The sequence below is a fragment of the Pseudomonas sp. IT-P395 genome, from assembly GCF_949767675.1.
GTDB lineage: Bacteria > Pseudomonadota > Gammaproteobacteria > Pseudomonadales > Pseudomonadaceae > Aquipseudomonas.
This window is the reverse complement of sequence record NZ_CATKPW010000044.1, coordinates 187,707-203,655: the sequence shown is the minus strand read 5'-3', so window position 1 is coordinate 203,655 and position 15,949 is coordinate 187,707. Positions and strand designations below refer to the sequence as shown.

Annotated in this window: 12 protein-coding genes; 10 read left to right on the top strand and 2 right to left on the bottom strand. The window is 60.1% G+C overall.

Annotated features, from left to right (window positions below; translation table 11 throughout):
- The first annotated feature begins 4 nt into the window (after positions 1-4).
- From ACM6IN_RS21360 to ACM6IN_RS21315, 10 genes are all read left to right on the top strand, one after another.
- Positions 5-1,378: an N-acetylmuramoyl-L-alanine amidase gene (locus ACM6IN_RS21360; protein ID WP_401044867.1), complete on the top strand. Its 1,374-nt coding sequence runs from the start codon at positions 5-7 to the stop codon at positions 1,376-1,378.
- 8 nt (positions 1,379-1,386) lie between these two features.
- On the top strand, positions 1,387-3,288 hold the full coding sequence (gene mutL, locus ACM6IN_RS21355; protein WP_414916703.1) for a DNA mismatch repair endonuclease MutL: 1,902 nt from the start codon (positions 1,387-1,389) through the stop codon (positions 3,286-3,288).
- On the top strand, positions 3,288-4,259 hold the full coding sequence (miaA, locus tag ACM6IN_RS21350; RefSeq protein ID WP_007915817.1) for a tRNA (adenosine(37)-N6)-dimethylallyltransferase MiaA: 972 nt from the start codon (positions 3,288-3,290) through the stop codon (positions 4,257-4,259). Before mutL ends, miaA begins: the two co-directional genes overlap by 1 nt.
- Positions 4,260-4,354: 95 nt before the next feature.
- Positions 4,355-4,615, top strand: coding sequence for an RNA chaperone Hfq (gene hfq, locus ACM6IN_RS21345; protein ID WP_007902656.1), 261 nt, complete (start codon positions 4,355-4,357; stop codon positions 4,613-4,615).
- Between the two features lie 12 nt (positions 4,616-4,627).
- A complete protein-coding gene (gene hflX / locus ACM6IN_RS21340) occupies positions 4,628-5,929 on the top strand; it encodes a ribosome rescue GTPase HflX (protein WP_123376900.1) in 1,302 nt (433 codons plus the stop codon).
- Between the two features lie 96 nt (positions 5,930-6,025).
- Positions 6,026-7,198, top strand: coding sequence for an FtsH protease activity modulator HflK (hflK, locus tag ACM6IN_RS21335; RefSeq protein ID WP_007915828.1), 1,173 nt, complete (start codon positions 6,026-6,028; stop codon positions 7,196-7,198).
- The gene (hflC, locus tag ACM6IN_RS21330) at positions 7,198-8,067 is read left to right on the top strand and encodes a protease modulator HflC (RefSeq protein WP_007915830.1); all 870 of its coding nucleotides are present in this window, start codon (positions 7,198-7,200) and stop codon (positions 8,065-8,067) included. Before hflK ends, hflC begins: the two co-directional genes overlap by 1 nt.
- A 313-nt stretch (positions 8,068-8,380) precedes the next feature.
- On the top strand, positions 8,381-9,568 hold the full coding sequence (locus ACM6IN_RS21325) for an ATP phosphoribosyltransferase regulatory subunit (RefSeq protein WP_007915833.1): 1,188 nt from the start codon (positions 8,381-8,383) through the stop codon (positions 9,566-9,568).
- 54 nt (positions 9,569-9,622) lie between these two features.
- On the top strand, positions 9,623-10,912 hold the full coding sequence (locus ACM6IN_RS21320) for an adenylosuccinate synthase (protein ID WP_007915835.1): 1,290 nt from the start codon (positions 9,623-9,625) through the stop codon (positions 10,910-10,912).
- 140 nt (positions 10,913-11,052) lie between these two features.
- The gene (locus ACM6IN_RS21315; protein ID WP_414916666.1) at positions 11,053-12,987 is read left to right on the top strand and encodes a methyl-accepting chemotaxis protein; all 1,935 of its coding nucleotides are present in this window, start codon (positions 11,053-11,055) and stop codon (positions 12,985-12,987) included.
- Positions 12,988-13,096: 109 nt separating this feature from the next.
- On the opposite strand, the gene ACM6IN_RS21310 is transcribed toward ACM6IN_RS21315, so the two are convergent.
- Together ACM6IN_RS21310 and ACM6IN_RS21305 are read right to left on the bottom strand one after the other, a co-directional pair.
- The gene (locus ACM6IN_RS21310) at positions 13,097-14,662 is read right to left on the bottom strand and encodes an ABC transporter permease (protein ID WP_095113499.1); all 1,566 of its coding nucleotides are present in this window, start codon (positions 14,660-14,662) and stop codon (positions 13,097-13,099) included.
- Positions 14,662-15,672, bottom strand: coding sequence for an extracellular solute-binding protein (locus tag ACM6IN_RS21305; RefSeq protein ID WP_007915841.1), 1,011 nt, complete (start codon positions 15,670-15,672; stop codon positions 14,662-14,664). The genes ACM6IN_RS21310 and ACM6IN_RS21305 overlap by 1 nt, the downstream gene beginning before the upstream one ends.
- Positions 15,673-15,949 lie beyond the last annotated feature (277 nt).

Here is a 15,949-nt window from a genome sequence, read left to right as displayed (position 1 = left end):
GTTGATGGCAGTAACCGTCAACGCTGTGGCCGATTCAAAGGTCAACAGCGTGCGCCTGTGGCGGGCGCCGGACAACACGCGACTGGTCTTCGACCTGAGTGGCCCGGTGCAGCACAGCGTCTTCACCTTGACCTCACCGGACCGGCTGGTGATCGACATCAACGGTGCCACCCTCGGTGCTCCGTTGAATGTGCAGACCGCAAACACGCCGATCACCGCGATGCGCTCGGCCCAGCGCACGCCGACCGACCTGCGCGTGGTCATCGACCTGAAGAAAGCCGTCACCCCGAAAAGCTTCTCGCTGGCGCCGAACGCGCAGTACGGCAACCGTCTGGTGGTCGACCTGTTCGACAACCCGGCCGACGCCGCACCGCCGCCGGCGCCAACGCCGCAGGTGGCGACCGTGCCAGCGGTGCCGGTAACCCCGACCGAGCCTGCAATCAAGTTGCCGCCAGCCCCGGCCGGCAAGCGCGACATTATTGTGGTGATCGACGCCGGCCACGGTGGCGAAGACCCGGGTGCGTCCGGTTCGCGCGGTCAGCGTGAGAAAGACGTGGTATTGCAGATCGCCCGCGAACTGCAGCGTCAGGTCAACGGCATGAAAGGCTTCCGCGCCGAACTGACCCGTACCGGCGACTACTTCATCCCGTTGCGCGGCCGTACCGAGATCGCCCGCAAGAAGGGCGCCGACCTTTTCGTCTCGATTCACGCCGACGCCGCGCCATCTGCCGCCGCTTTCGGTGCCTCGGTGTTTGCCCTGTCTGATCGTGGTGCAACGTCGGAGACCGCGCGTTGGCTGGCCGACAGCGAAAACCGTTCTGACTTGATCGGTGGTGCCGGCAACGTCAGCCTCGATGATAAGGACCGCATGCTCGCCGGCGTATTGCTCGACCTGTCGATGACCGCCTCGCTGACCTCCAGCCTCAACGTCGGCCAGAAAGTCCTGACCAACATCGGCCGCGTCACGCCACTGCACAAACAGCGGGTGGAACAGGCCGGATTCATGGTGTTGAAGTCGCCGGACATCCCGTCGATCCTGGTCGAAACCGGCTTCATCTCCAATGCCAACGAAGCGAACAAGCTTTCGGCATCGAGCCACCAGCAAGCGCTGGCGCGTTCGATCAGCAGCGGCGTGCGTCAGTTCTTCCAGCAGAATCCGCCACCGGGCACTTACATCGCCTGGCTGCGTGATTCCGGCAAGATCGCCCAAGGCCCGCGCGATCACCGCGTTGGCCCAGGTGAAACCCTGGCGATGATCGGCGTGCGCTATCAGGTATCGCCGGCCACGCTCCGCGCCGCCAACAACCTGAAAAGTGATGAGCTGAAAGTCGGTCAGCACTTGACCATTCCAGGCACCGAACTGGCGTCCAAAGAATGAACGAAGTGTTGAACGCTGCTGCCCGCATCGAACTGCTCAGCCCACGGCTGGCGAACCAGATCGCCGCCGGTGAGGTGGTTGAGCGTCCGGCTTCGGTGATCAAGGAACTGCTGGAAAACAGCCTCGACTCCGGCGCCAAACGCATTGATGTCGACGTCGAGCAGGGCGGGGTCAAGCTGCTGCGTGTGCGCGACGATGGTAGCGGTATCTCTGCCGATGACCTGCCACTGGCCCTGGCTCGTCACGCCACCAGCAAGATCCGCAACCTCGAAGACCTTGAACAGGTGATGAGCCTCGGTTTCCGTGGTGAAGCACTGGCGTCGATCAGTTCCGTGGCACGCTTGACCCTGACCTCGCGCACCCGCGACGCCGATCAGGCCTGGCAGGTGGAAACCGAAGGCCGCGACATGGCACCCCGGGTGCAACCAGCGGCGCATCCGGTCGGCACTTCGGTGGAAGTTCGCGACCTGTTCTTCAATACCCCGGCGCGACGCAAATTCCTCAAGACCGAAAAAACCGAATTCGATCACCTGCAAGAAGTGATCAAACGTCTGGCGCTGGCGCGTTTCGACGTCGCGTTTCATCTGCGCCACAACGGCAAGACCATCCTCAGCCTGCACGAAGCCCACGATGATGCGGCCCGCGCCCGGCGTGTGGCAGCGATCTGCGGCTCGGGTTTCCTTGAGCAGGCGCTGCCGATCGAGATCGAGCGCAATGGCTTGCATTTGTGGGGCTGGGTTGGATTGCCGACGTTCAACCGCAGTCAGGCAGATTTGCAGTATTTCTTTGTGAACGGCCGCGCGGTGCGCGACAAACTGGTCGCCCACGCTGTGCGTCAGGCCTATCGCGACGTGCTGTTCAACGGCCGTCACCCGACCTTTGCACTGTTTTTCGAAGTCGATCCGGCGGCGGTCGACGTCAACGTGCACCCAACCAAACACGAAGTGCGCTTCCGTGACGGGCGTATGGTGCATGACTTTCTTTATGGCACCTTGCATCGCGCGTTGGGCGATGTGCGTCCGGAAGATCAGCTTGCCGGTTCTGTCACCACCGCGATCGTCCGTCCGACAGGACTTGATGCCGGGGAATTCGGCCCACAGGGCGAGATGCGTCTGGCGGCCAATGCGCTGCTGGAGCAACCGCAGGCGCAACCGGCGTTCAATACCTCGTCCGGTGCCAGTGCTGGCGGGGCTTATCAGTATCAATACACGCCACGTCCGCAATCGGCCGTGCCGCCGGCTGCCGAGGCTCAGGCTGCGTATCGTGAGTTTTTCGCACCGCTGCCGGAAGCCAATGCCAACGCATTGCCGGCCGGTCAGGAAGACATTCCGCCGCTGGGCTACGCACTGGCGCAACTCAAGGGCATCTACATTCTGTCCGAGAACGCTCAGGGTCTGGTGCTGGTGGATATGCACGCTGCGCACGAGCGGATCATGTACGAACGCCTGAAGATCGCCATGGCCAGCGAAGGACTCAGTGGTCAGCCATTGCTGGTGCCGGAATCGCTGGCGGTTAGTCAGCGCGAGGCCGATTGCGCTGAAGAGCACGCGGCATGGTTTCAGCGTCTGGGCTTCGAATTACAGCGTCTGGGCCCGGAAACCCTGGCGATTCGTCAGATTCCGGCCTTGTTGAAGCAGGCCGAAGCCAACCGTCTGGTCGGTGACGTGTTGTCGGACCTGATGGAGTACGGCACCAGCGACCGGATTCAGGCGCACCTCAACGAATTGCTCGGCACCATGGCCTGTCACGGCGCGATCCGCGCCAATCGGCGCCTGGCCCTGCCGGAAATGAACGGTCTGCTGCGTGATATGGAAAACACCGAACGCAGCGGTCAATGCAACCATGGCCGACCGACCTGGACCCAACTGGGCCTGGACGATCTGGACAAACTGTTCCTGCGCGGTCGTTGATGAGCCAGCTTCCTCCAGCGATTTTCCTGATGGGCCCGACCGCTGCGGGCAAGACCGATCTGGCTATCGAGCTGACCAAGGTGCTGCCGTGTGAGTTGATCAGTGTCGATTCGGCGTTGGTCTATCGCGGCATGGACATCGGCACGGCCAAGCCTTCGAAAGAATTGCTGGCCGAATATCCGCACCGTCTGATCGATATTCTCGACCCGGCTGAGGCTTATTCGGCTGCGGATTTCCGTCGCGATGCGCTGCAAGCCATGGCCGAGATCACCGCGCGCGGAAAAATTCCGCTGTTGGTGGGCGGCACGATGCTCTATTACAAGGCTTTGGTCGAAGGCCTGGCAGACATGCCGGCCGCCGATCCCGAGGTCCGTGCGCAGATCGAAGAAGAGGCTGCACGCCTTGGCTGGCAAGCCCTGCACGACCAATTAACGATCATCGATCCGGTATCGGCGGCGCGGATTCACCCGAACGATCCACAGCGCCTGAGTCGCGCACTGGAAGTTTATCGGGTCAGTGGTCAGAGCATGACCGAGCTGCGTCAGCAACAATCTGCGCAAAGTGCTGAAGCAGCCGCTTCGGGACTGCAACAATTGCCCTATACTGTCGCGAACTTGGCCATTGCCCCGGCGAATCGTCAGGTACTGCACGAGCGCATTAAACAAAGATTCACAATTATGTTGGAACAGGGGTTCATCGACGAGGTCGTAGCCCTGCGTAAAAGAAGTGACCTGCATTCGGGGTTGCCGTCTATACGTGCGGTAGGCTACCGCCAAGTCTGGGACTACCTGGATGGCAAGCTGACGTTGGCCGAAATGCAGGAGCGCGGCATCATCGCCACGCGCCAATTGGCCAAACGCCAGTTCACCTGGCTGCGCAGCTGGGAAGATATACACTGGCTGGACAGTCTTGATTGCGACAATCTGCCACGCGCCTTGAAATACCTTGGGACCATCTCCATATTGAGCTGAGTCCTTGCAATTGCCGTCTATCCTTGGGGGTGTGACGGCCAAAGCCATCTGAATTACCTATTTTTTATTATTGAATCCTTAAAGGAGTGCGGCACATGTCAAAAGGGCATTCGCTACAAGACCCTTACTTGAATACTTTACGTAAAGAGAAAGTTGGGGTTTCCATCTATCTGGTCAACGGTATCAAACTGCAAGGCACGATCGAGTCGTTCGACCAGTTCGTGATCCTGCTGAAAAACACCGTGAGCCAAATGGTTTACAAACACGCTATCTCGACAGTAGTGCCGGTTCGTCCAATTCGTCTGCCTAGCGCAACCGAATCCGAAGCAGGTGACGCTGAGCCAGGTAACGCCTGATAGGAGTCTCCTTTGTTCTTTGAGCGCCACGGTGGTGGTGAACGAGTCATCCTCGTTCACTTGGATGGACAGGACCCTGAGGCGCGCGAAGATCCGCAGGAGTTTCAGGAATTGGCTAATTCGGCCGGCGCCGAGACCGTTGCGTTTTTTAACGTGCCGCGTCATCGGCCAACCGCCAAATACCTGATCGGCAGCGGCAAGGTCGAGGAACTGCGCGACCTGGTCAAGGCTGAAGAAGCTGATCTGGTGATTTTCAATCACATCCTCACGCCGAGTCAGGAACGTAACCTCGAACGTGTTTTCGAGTGTCGCGTGATCGACCGTACCGGCCTGATTCTCGATATTTTCGCCCAACGCGCCCGTACCCATGAAGGCAAGCTCCAGGTCGAACTGGCCCAGCTTGACCACATGAGCACCCGCCTGGTTCGTGGCTGGACTCACCTTGAGCGTCAGGGTGGCGGCATCGGTATGCGCGGCCCAGGTGAAACCCAGCTGGAAACCGACCGCCGTTTGCTGCGGGTTCGCCTGCGTCAGATCAAGGGGCGGCTGGAGAAGGTGCGCAGCCAGCGCGAGCAATCGCGACGTGGTCGTTCCCGTGCCGATATTCCGACCGTGTCTCTGGTGGGATATACCAACGCCGGTAAGTCCACGCTCTTCAACAACGTGACGAAATCCGATGTCTACGCGGCCGACCAATTGTTCGCCACGCTGGACCCGACCCTGCGTCGTCTGGAACTGGACGATCTGGGGCCGATTGTTCTGGCAGACACGGTGGGCTTCATTCGTCACTTGCCGCACAAGCTGGTCGAGGCATTTCGGTCTACCCTCGAAGAGTCGAGCAATTCCGATCTGTTGTTGCACGTGATCGATGCGGCCGAACCGGATCGCATGTTGCAGATCGAGCAGGTGATGGTGGTACTGGGCGAGATTGGTGCCCAGGACTTGCCGATCCTCGAGGTCTATAACAAACTCGATTTGCTTGAAGGCGTTGAGCCACAAATCCAGCGCGACGAAAACGGCAAGCCCCAGCGGGTCTGGCTGTCGGCGCGAGATGGCAGTGGTCTGGAGTTGCTTGAACAAGCCATTGCCGAATTACTTGGCAGTGATTTGTTTGTCGGTACCCTGCGTTTGCCGCAACGATTCGCGCGACTGCGTGCGCAGTTTTTCGAACTCGGTGCGGTGCAGAAAGAAGAGCACGACGAAGAAGGCATCAGTTTGCTGGCCGTTCGTTTGCCCCGTGTCGAGTTGAATCGACTGGTAAGCCGCGAAGGATTGCAGCCGATGGAATTCATCGAGCAACACACTTTGCAATAAAAGCCTGACAAAGCGGTTGTGCCGCAACGGCAGGCATTCTGTAGCATTGGTCGGCGCGCCGTGGGTGCGTCTTTGCTTTATCAGATGGAGAGCGCTATGGCTTGGAATGAGCCGGGTGGCAACTCGAATAATCAGGATCCTTGGGGTGGCAAACGCCGCAATAATGGCGACCGCAAGGGGCCACCGGATCTCGACGAGGCCTTCCGAAAGCTGCAGGAAAGCCTGAACGGGTTGTTCGGTGGTGGTAAGAAACGTGGTGATGACGGCGGTGGTTCGGGCAAGAGCAGTGGGGGCTTCGGCGGTCTGCTCGGCATCGGCCTCGTTGTGCTGGCGGCTGTCTGGCTGTACAGCGCGGTCTACGTGGTCGACGAGCAGGAGCAAGCCGTGGTGCTGCGCTTCGGCAAGTACTACGAGACTGTCGGCCCGGGCCTGAACATCTATTTCCCGCCGATCGATAAAAAGTACATGGAAAACGTCACGCGTGAGCGTGCCTACACCAAGCAGGGCCAGATGCTGACCGAAGACGAGAACATCGTCGAAGTGCCGCTGACCGTGCAGTACAAGATCAGCAACCTGCAGGACTTCGTGCTGAACGTCGATCAGCCGGAAATCAGCCTGCAGCATGCGACCGACAGTGCCCTGCGCCACGTGGTGGGTTCCACCGCCATGGACCAGGTGCTGACCGAAGGTCGTGAATTGATGGCCAGCGAAATCAAGGAGCGTCTGCAACGCTTCCTCGATACCTATCGCACCGGTATCACCGTCACTCAGGTCAACGTACAGAGCGCAGCGGCACCGCGTGAAGTGCAGGAAGCCTTCGATGACGTGATCCGCGCCCGTGAAGACGAGCAGCGTTCGCGCAACCAGGCTGAAACCTACGCCAACGGCGTCGTGCCGGAAGCCCGTGGTCAGGCCCAGCGTATCCTTGAGGATGCCAACGGTTACCGTGACGAGACGGTCTCGCGCGCCAAGGGTGAAGCCGACCGCTTTACCAAACTGGTCGCCGAGTATCGCAAGGCACCTGAGGTGACCCGCCAGCGTCTGTACCTGGACACCATGCAGGAAGTCTTCAGCAACACCAGCAAGGTACTCGTGACCGGCAACAAGAACGGCCAGAGCAACCTGCTTTACCTGCCGTTGGACAAAATGATTCAGAACAGTTCGGGCAGCAATGCACCGGTCACCGGTTCGGCTGCCGCCAGTAACAACACGGACGTCACGCCGCATGTCACTGACCTGCCGCAATCGCGCACAAGGGAGACCCGCTGATGAGCAATAAATCGCTGATCGCCCTTATTGTTGGCGTCGTTGTCGTGCTGGTGGGCTGGAACTGCTTCTACATCGTCGCTCAGACCGAGCGTGCGGTGCTGCTGCAATTCGGTCGTGTGGTTCAGGCGGATGTTCAGCCAGGCCTGCATGTGAAAGTGCCTTACGTTAACCAGGTGCGTAAATTCGACGCACGTCTGATGACGCTGGATGCACCGACACAGCGTTTCCTGACCCTGGAAAAGAAAGCCGTGATGGTCGACGCTTATGCCAAGTGGCGCGTGAAAGATGCCGAGCGCTTCTACACCGCGACTTCCGGTCTGAAGCAAATCGCCGACGAGCGTCTGTCCCGTCGTCTGGAATCCGGTCTGCGTGACCAGTTCGGTAAGCGCACCCTGCACGAAGTGGTGTCGGGTGAGCGTGATGCACTGATGGCTGACATCACCGCATCGCTGAACAAAATGGCGGAAAAAGAGCTGGGTATCGAAGTGGTCGATGTCCGGGTCAAGACCATCGATCTGCCTAAAGAAGTGAACCGCAGCGTGTTCGAACGTATGAGCACCGAGCGTGAGCGTGAAGCTCGCGAGCACCGCGCCAAGGGTAACGAACTGGCTGAAGGCATCCGTGCTGACGCCGATCGTCAACGCCGCGTGCTGCTGGCTGAAGCCTATCGTGAATCCGAAGAGGTTCGCGGTGACGGTGATGCCCAGGCCGCTGCGATCTACTCCAAGGCCTACGGCCAGGATCAGGAGTTCTACAGTTTCTACCGTAGCCTGCGCGCCTACCGTGAAAGCTTCGCGAACAAATCCGACGTATTGGTCCTCGACCCAAGCAGCGACTTTTTCCACTACCTGGAAAAGGCCAAGCCTTGATGCGCCGTTGACCTGAATCATTCCGCCCGGCGGCTAATACCTCGGGCGGGGTGATCCTTTGGGAAAACGTGTGTATGATGCGGCAGCCGGGAAATTCCCGGCTTTTTTGCGTCTGCACGTTTGATTGCTGTTTTTTGTTGCAGGCATCGGGTTGAATGGCCCGAGAGTATTTCGAGGAAAGTGATGGGCGAAGCCGGTAACAGGCCTTTCGCCGCGTCGTTCATGCGCGTGCGTTTTGAACGGACCGGTCATTTTCTGCTTCACTCAAGGCTCGCCCGCAGGCTGGCCGCCCGGATCAAAGGGGAATGGCGTAATGGCAACGGTAGACCGCTGGCTGCTGCCAGATGGCATCGAAGAAGTACTGCCACCGGAAGCGGCGCGCATTGAAGTCGCGCGTCGTCAGGTGTTGGATCTGTTCCAGAGCTGGGGTTACGAGTTTGTCGTGACTCCCCATATCGAGTACCTGGAATCCCTGCTGACCGGCGCGGGCCAGGACCTGGATCTGCGTACCTTCAAGGTCATCGACCCGCAGTCGGGCCGGCAGATGGGTTTCCGTGCCGACATCACGCCGCAAGTGGCGCGCATCGATGCGCACACCCTGCGTCGCGAAGGCCCGAGCCGTCTGTGCTACGCCGGTAGCGTGCTGCATGCGCAGCCGCGGGCATTGTCGTCCTCGCGCAGCCCGATCCAGTTGGGCGCCGAGTTGTACGGCGACGCCAGCCCGAGCAGCGACGTTGAAGTGATCAGCCTGATGCTGGCCATGCTGCAACTGGCCGACGTGCCGGATGTGCACATGGATCTTGGTCATGTCGGCATCTACCGTGGTCTGGCGCGTGCCGCCGGTCTGTCCGGTGAAGTCGAGCAGCAGTTGTTCGACGCGCTGCAACGCAAAGCCATCGACGAGGTCATTACCTTGACCGAAGGCCTGCCGGCCGACCTGTCCGGCATGCTGCGTGCGCTGGTTGATCTGTGCGGCGGCCGTGAAGTGTTAAGCGCTGCCCGTGAGCGTCTGGCCAATGCGCCGGCGCCGGTTCTGGCAGCACTGGAAGATTTGCTGGCGATCGCTGAGCGTCTGTCGGCGCGCTTCCCGGAGCTGCCGTTGTACTTCGATCTGGGCGAGCTGCGTGGCTACCACTACCACACCGGTGTGGTGTTTGCGGTGTTCGTACCGGGCGTTGGCCAGTCCATCGCTCAGGGCGGTCGTTACGATGACATCGGCGCAGATTTTGGCCGCGCCCGTCCAGCGACAGGCTTCTCCACCGATTTGAAAACCCTGGTGACCCTGGGGCGTGCTGAGATCGAGCTACCGTCTGGCGGTATCTGGATGCCTGACAGTACGGATGCGGCACTCTGGCAGCAGGTTTGCCAGTTGCGCAGTGAGGGTCAGCGTGTCGTTCAGGCGTTGCCTGGACAACCTTTGGCCGCCGCCCGTGATGCGGACTGCGACCGGCAATTGATTCAGCAGAACGGGCTTTGGCAAGTATCGCCACTGGCTTCTTGAGTTTTCCTGCCGGCCATCGCCGGCACCAAGTTTGCGCGAATGAGGACAAGTGTTATGGGTAAGAATGTCGTAGTCCTGGGCACCCAATGGGGTGATGAGGGCAAAGGCAAGATCGTTGATCTGCTGACCGAACATGCTGCAGCCGTAGTGCGCTACCAAGGTGGCCACAACGCTGGCCACACACTGGTGATCGACGGCGAGAAAACCGTCCTGCACCTGATTCCGTCGGGTGTGCTGCGCGAAGGCGTGCAGTGCCTGATCGGCAACGGCGTGGTGGTTGCACCTGACGCCCTGCTGCGCGAGATCACCAAGCTGGAAGAGAAAGGCGTACCGGTGCGCGAGCGCCTGCGTATCAGCCCGTCCTGCCCGCTGATCCTGTCTTTCCACGTGGCGCTGGACCAGGCCCGTGAAAAGGCCCGTGGCGAGTTGAAGATCGGTACCACCGGTCGCGGCATCGGCCCGGCGTACGAAGACAAGGTCGCTCGTCGTGGCCTGCGTGTTGGCGACCTGCTGAACATGCCGCGCTTCGAAGACAAGCTGCGTGAACTGGTGGATTACCACAACTTCATGCTGGTCGGTTACTACAAAGAGCCGGCCATCGAGTTCGAAAAGACCCTGGCTGAGTGCAAGGAATACGCTGAGCTGCTGAAGCCGCTGATGCTCGACGTCACCGCCGAGCTGCACGACCTGCGTCGCGCCGGCAAAGACATCATGTTCGAAGGTGCTCAGGGTTCGTTGCTCGACATCGACCACGGTACCTACCCGTACGTGACCAGCTCCAACACCACCGCTGGTGGCGTGGCGACCGGTTCCGGCGTTGGCCCGATGTTCCTGGATTACATCCTGGGCATCACCAAGGCTTACACCACTCGCGTTGGTTCGGGTCCATTCCCGACTGAGCTGTTCGACGACGTCGGCGCGCATCTGGCCAAACAAGGTCACGAGTTCGGTGCGACCACCGGCCGTGCCCGTCGTTGCGGCTGGTTCGATGCGGTTATCCTGCGTCGCGCGATCGATGTGAACAGCATCTCGGGCATCTGCCTGACCAAGCTGGACGTGCTCGACGGTCTGGAAACCATCAACATCTGCGTTGGCTACAAAGATGCCGAAGGCAATGCTGTTGCGCCGACCGACGCTGACAGCTACGTAGGCCTGCAGCCTGTGTACGAAGAAGTGCCGGGCTGGACCGAATCGACCGTGGGCGCCAAGACCCTGGAAGAGCTGCCAGCTAACGCTCGTGCCTACATCAAACGCGTTGAAGAGCTGATCGGCGCGCCGATCGACATTATTTCGACGGGCCCGGACCGCAACGAAACCATCGTTCTGCGTCATCCGTTTGCTTGATAAGTTGTTGATGTAAAAACACAAAGGCCCCTTCATCGGGGCCTTTGTCGTTTATGCCTGTTGGACGGCATGACCTTTGCTGTGAATCTGTCTACAAGAGTGCCATCAAATTAATGGCGTCAGAAGTAGAGGGATTCACAGTGTCGGCCGTTCTCTCACTGTTACAAAGCCGTTTGTTGCGGCCCGTGTTCGTTACCCTTGGTATCGCCCTTTTGGTGCAGGTGTTGGTGGCGGTTGCCCTGACGCGGAGCACCGTCACCGCGCTGGAAGCTGATTTGGCGGTGCGCTTGGGCGCCGACAGCCAGAAACTCTCCGGTGAGCTGGAGCAGGCCGGGCGTGAAGTCACGTCGAGCCTCGATGCCTTGTCTGCCAGCACCCGCCAGCGGCTGACTGCCGGTCTGTCTTTGCGACTGAAAGACGAGCAGGCGCAGTTGCGTGCGACGTTGGAAAAGGATCTAAAGGATTCGGCCAATGACATGGCGCAATTGCTCGCCTCCGTTGCGCCGCGTGCCATGTGGGACAGCGACGTTCCGACCCTGTCCGAGTTCGCCCGTCGCGCCCAGCGCAATCCCAACGTGCTGTTCGTGGTCTACGACGACGCTACCGGCCAGCACCTGACCCGTTATCTCAACCGCGAAAACCCGATCAATAAGGCTTTACTGGAAAAAGGCCAGGGTGAACGTGCGCTGGATAAAGTGCTGGATGCGGCGAAAAACGATCCGTCGGTTTATTACCTCGAGGCCTCGATCAATCCCAATGGCGTGGAAATCGGCAAGGTGCTGATGGGCGTTTCCACTGCGTCGGTGGAAACCGATCTGGCGGCACTGGACAAGCGCTTCTCCGCGCTGATCGCGAGCAGTGATCAACTGGTCGGCGATAGCCTCAAAGGCGCCGCTGCCGACAGTGCCAAAGCCATGCAGGCGCGCCTGCAATCGGCGCAGTCAACGGCCGTCGAGATGAAAGCCAATACCGCCAATACTGTTCAAGAGGCGGCTGCGACCCTGCGCTGGCGGATCGGCATGGGCCTGGCGTTGGTCGGTTGCGGCGTGTTGCTGTTGCTGGCAGTCGTGCTCGGCCATCGCGTCGTCAATCGCCTGAAGATGCTCAACGCCGCGATGGATGATCTGGCGGCGGGTGAGGGCGACCTGACCAAGCGTGTGCAGATCAACAGCAACGATGAAATTGGCGACATGGCCTCGGCGGTCAATCGCTTTGTGGATAAGTTGCAACCGATCGTGCGTGAGGCGGGTGATGTGGCGCAGCGTACCGGCGTCGAGATTGGTGCGATGACCCTGCGCAATGCCGGTGCAGATGCGGCGGCGGGCATGCAGCGTGATGAAGTGGCGGAGAGTTTGCGCGCACTTTCGCAAATGGCGGATGAAGCGCAATCGGAAAGCCATGCGATGCAAGCGGCGTTGAAGCAGGTTGTGGAAATTCGCCAGGCCACTGATGAAAACACCCGCACCTCCGCCAAGGTCGGCAGCTTGATCGAGGCGCTGGCCGGACAAGTCGATACCGGTGCAAAAGTGATCGAGCGACTGGCGCAGCAGAGCGAGCAGATTGAAGTGGTGCTGACGGTAATTCACGGGATCGCCGAGCAGACCAACCTGCTGGCGCTAAACGCTGCCATTGAAGCTGCGCGCGCTGGCGAGACCGGGCGTGGTTTTGCGGTGGTAGCGGACGAAGTTCGGGCGCTGGCCAGCAAGACACAAAGTTCTACCGGCGACATTCAGGCGCATATCGTCGCGTTGCAACAGGGCGCACGTGAGGCGGTCGAGGCAATCGGCCAGGCCGGGCGTCAGGCCAGCGAAGGTTTGCTGGTGTTGCGTGACAGCGCGCGGTTGCAGCAGTCGGTACAAACGTCTGTCGAGCAGGTGCACGCGGCGATTGGTCTGGCAACCCAGGCAGCGGCGCATCAGGCGCAAGGTGCGCAGGCGGTGCGTGGGCGCGTCGAGACGATTCATGCGCAGGCCGAGAAAGCGGCGCAGGCGGTGGTGGAGACCACGGCGAGTGGCAAGGTGCTGGATGGCTTGGCTGCGCAGTTGAAGGCGAGTCTGGGGCAGTTCAGGGCTTGAGGTCGTCTGGGCGGGCCTCTTCGCGAGCGGGCTCGCTCCCACATTAGATCGCGTTCCTCTGATGGAACTCGGTCAACATGTGGGAGTGAGCCTGCTCGCGATAGCGGTATCAGCGACTCAGATACATTCGAGTCGTCAGTAAATAAACCGGCAACCCCGATACCAAAATCAACAACGCCGCATAAGGCGCCGCCGCCGCAAATTCGACATTCGCGGTATGCGCCCACACTTCGGTCGCCAGCGTATTGAGCCCGGTCGGACTCAACAGCAGCGTCGCCGTCAATTCCTTCATCGCATCCAGAAACACCAGCGCAAACGCCGCGCCCAATGCCGGGAAGATAATCGGCAACGTCACCCGGCAAAACGCGGTGAACGACGAAGCGCCCAGCGTCCGCGCAGCTTCTTCCAGCTGTGGCGCAGCCTTGTTCAGGGCCGTGCGGATCGGCGCCTGCGCCAGTGGCAGAAACAGCAGCGCATAAGCGATCAGCAGCAGCCCCGACGTCTGGTACAGCGCCGGCACGTAATGCAGAGCGAAATACACCAGCGTCAACGCAATCACCAATCCTGGCAGTGCATGCAGCAGATACGGCAAGCGTTCGGCCCAGATCGCCAGTTGGCCTTTGTAGCGCACTACCAGCAATCCGACTGGCACTGCCAGCACCAGGCACAATGCCGCCCCGCCAAGAGAAAGCGCCAAAGACGAGAGCAGGGCTTCAGTAATCGCGGCCACCGGAAAAGCCGCCGACGAACCGACCGCCAGCCAATACGCCAACATCCCCAGCGGAATTCCGCTGCCAACAATCGCCAGCATCAGGCAATACAACTGACCGACCGCTGCCCATGGTCCTAGCCGAACCTGCTCAGCCTGACGCGCCGCGCCTTGCCCGGTGCGCACATGCCGGCCTTTGCCGCGTACGCGCAGTTCCAGCCACAGCAACACCAAGCACAGCGCCAGCAATACGGCCGACAGCATCGCCGCGTTGGCGTTGCTGAATTCCAGTTCGAATTGCTGATAGATCGCTGTGGTGAAGGTTTGCAGGCCGATGATCGACAACGCGCCGAATTCCACCAGCATGTGCAGGGCGATCAGCAACGAACCCGCTAGCAGTGAAGGCCAGAGCAGCGGTAGGGTGACACGGAAAAACACGCCCCAGCGATTCTGCCCAAGGGTGCGCGCCGATTCTTCAAGGGATGGATCAAGATTGCGCAGGGTTGCCGCCACGGGCAGGAAGATCAGTGGATACTTCGACAGGCTCATGACCAGAATCGCCCCGCCAAGGCCTTCGAACTGCGCGCTCAACGACACCCAGGTGAAGCTGCTGACAAACGCCGGCACTGCGAACGGCAGGCACAGAATCACACCCCACAGGCGTCGTCCCGGCAGATTGCTGCGCTCCAGCAGCCAGGCCAGCGACAGACCGATCACGCCGCACGTAAGGGTTACGCCAACCATTAACGCCAAGGTGTTGCGCAGCAGGCCGAACACATATGGGCGCCACAACAAGTGCAGCGCTTCGGCCCAACCGGCCTGCCAGGCTTTGAGCCCGACATAGGCGAGCGGCAACAGACTCAGTATCACCAGCAACAAAACTGGCAATACCAGCCAGATTGAAGGCCGCTTGCGTTTTGGCACGTAACCCCCGCGCGCGGCGGGGGCGGATAACGATGCGGCCATCAGTTCAAGCCAACTTCACGTTCCAGTTCCAAGGCTTCTTCGGCATTGCCCAGATCGGCCGGGGTTACGTTCGGCGCTTCCAGTTCGCTGAACGGCTTGAGCCCGCGATCCGATTCCATGCCTTTGTGCAGCGGGTATTCGGCGGTGGTTTGGGTGATCACGCGCTGGCCTTCTTCGCTGGCCATATAGGCAAGGAATTGCTGGGCTTCTTTTGGATGTTTGCTGGATTTCAGTACGGCAGCACTGGACACGGTGATCAAGCCGCCGGCGTCGCCACCGGTGAAGTAATGCAGTTTCGAATCCAGTTTGCCTTTCTCGCGTTGCAGTGCGAACCAGTAGTAGTTGTTCACCAGTACGGTAGCGACTTCGCCGTTTTCCACAGCTTTGAGGGCGACCATGTTGTTGCTGTAGGTCTTGCCGAACGCGCGCAGGCCGGTCAGCCATTCCTCGGCGGCATCGCGACCGTGCATTTTGATGATGGCGACGGCTTGTTCCTGAAAGGCGCCGCTGGTCGGTACGAAACCGACTTTGCCTTGCCACTGTGGGTCGGAGAATTCCATTACCGATTTCGGCAGGTCTTTTTCGTCGACCAGTTTCGGGTTGTAGGCGACCACACGAACGCGCGCCGTCACGCCGATCCAGGTGCCGTTGCCAGCCACGTATTTTTCCGGAAGCACGGCCAGCGTGGCGTCATCGGTCTTGGCCAGCAGGCCCAGTTCGCCGAGATTGTTCAGCGGTGGCGATTCTTCGGTGTAGATCACGTCGGCGGGGGAGCGGTCGCCTTCTTCGATGATCTGGCTGGCGAGTTGATTGCTGCTGCCTTTGCGCACGTTGACGTGAATGCCGGTCTTGGCTTCGAAGGCTTTGGCGATCGCGTCGCCGACTTCTTTATGCTGGCCGTTATAGAGAGTCAGGGAAACCGCATCGGCAGCCTGGGTGAGGGGAGTGGCGAGCGCCAGGCCGAGGAGGGTGAAGGTCAGGCCTCGGCGCAGGGTATTTCGAAACGTCATTCGCAGGGTTCCTCACTGTCGCATTGCAAAAACTTGCAACAATGATAAACGATATTGTTTCTCAAGTGCGCCTTGCGAGAGGCTGCCAGCTCTGGTACGGCCTCTACGTTGAACTGTAGGAGCTGCCGAAGGCTGCGATCTTTTGATCTTGCTTTAAAAACAGGATCAAAGGATCGCAGCCTTCGGCAGCTCCTGCAGGGGGGATTCTGGATTTCTGGAAGCCAGAAACGCAAAAACCCGCTTTCGCGGGTTTCTGTGAAATCCAAGGTCGTGACCT

Coding starts and splice junctions, on each gene's coding strand:
- ACM6IN_RS21360 (WP_401044867.1), top strand. CDS start 5: ATGGCAGTAACCGTCAACGCTGTGGCCGATTCAAAGGTCAACAGCGTG.
- miaA (WP_007915817.1), top strand. CDS start 3,288: ATGAGCCAGCTTCCTCCAGCGATTTTCCTGATGGGCCCGACCGCTGCG.
- hfq (WP_007902656.1), top strand. CDS start 4,355: ATGTCAAAAGGGCATTCGCTACAAGACCCTTACTTGAATACTTTACGT.
- hflK (WP_007915828.1), top strand. CDS start 6,026: ATGGCTTGGAATGAGCCGGGTGGCAACTCGAATAATCAGGATCCTTGG.
- hflC (WP_007915830.1), top strand. CDS start 7,198: ATGAGCAATAAATCGCTGATCGCCCTTATTGTTGGCGTCGTTGTCGTG.
- ACM6IN_RS21325 (WP_007915833.1), top strand. CDS start 8,381: ATGGCAACGGTAGACCGCTGGCTGCTGCCAGATGGCATCGAAGAAGTA.
- ACM6IN_RS21320 (WP_007915835.1), top strand. CDS start 9,623: ATGGGTAAGAATGTCGTAGTCCTGGGCACCCAATGGGGTGATGAGGGC.
- ACM6IN_RS21310 (WP_095113499.1), bottom strand. CDS start 14,662: ATGGCCGCATCGTTATCCGCCCCCGCCGCGCGCGGGGGTTACGTGCCA.
- ACM6IN_RS21305 (WP_007915841.1), bottom strand. CDS start 15,672: ATGACGTTTCGAAATACCCTGCGCCGAGGCCTGACCTTCACCCTCCTC.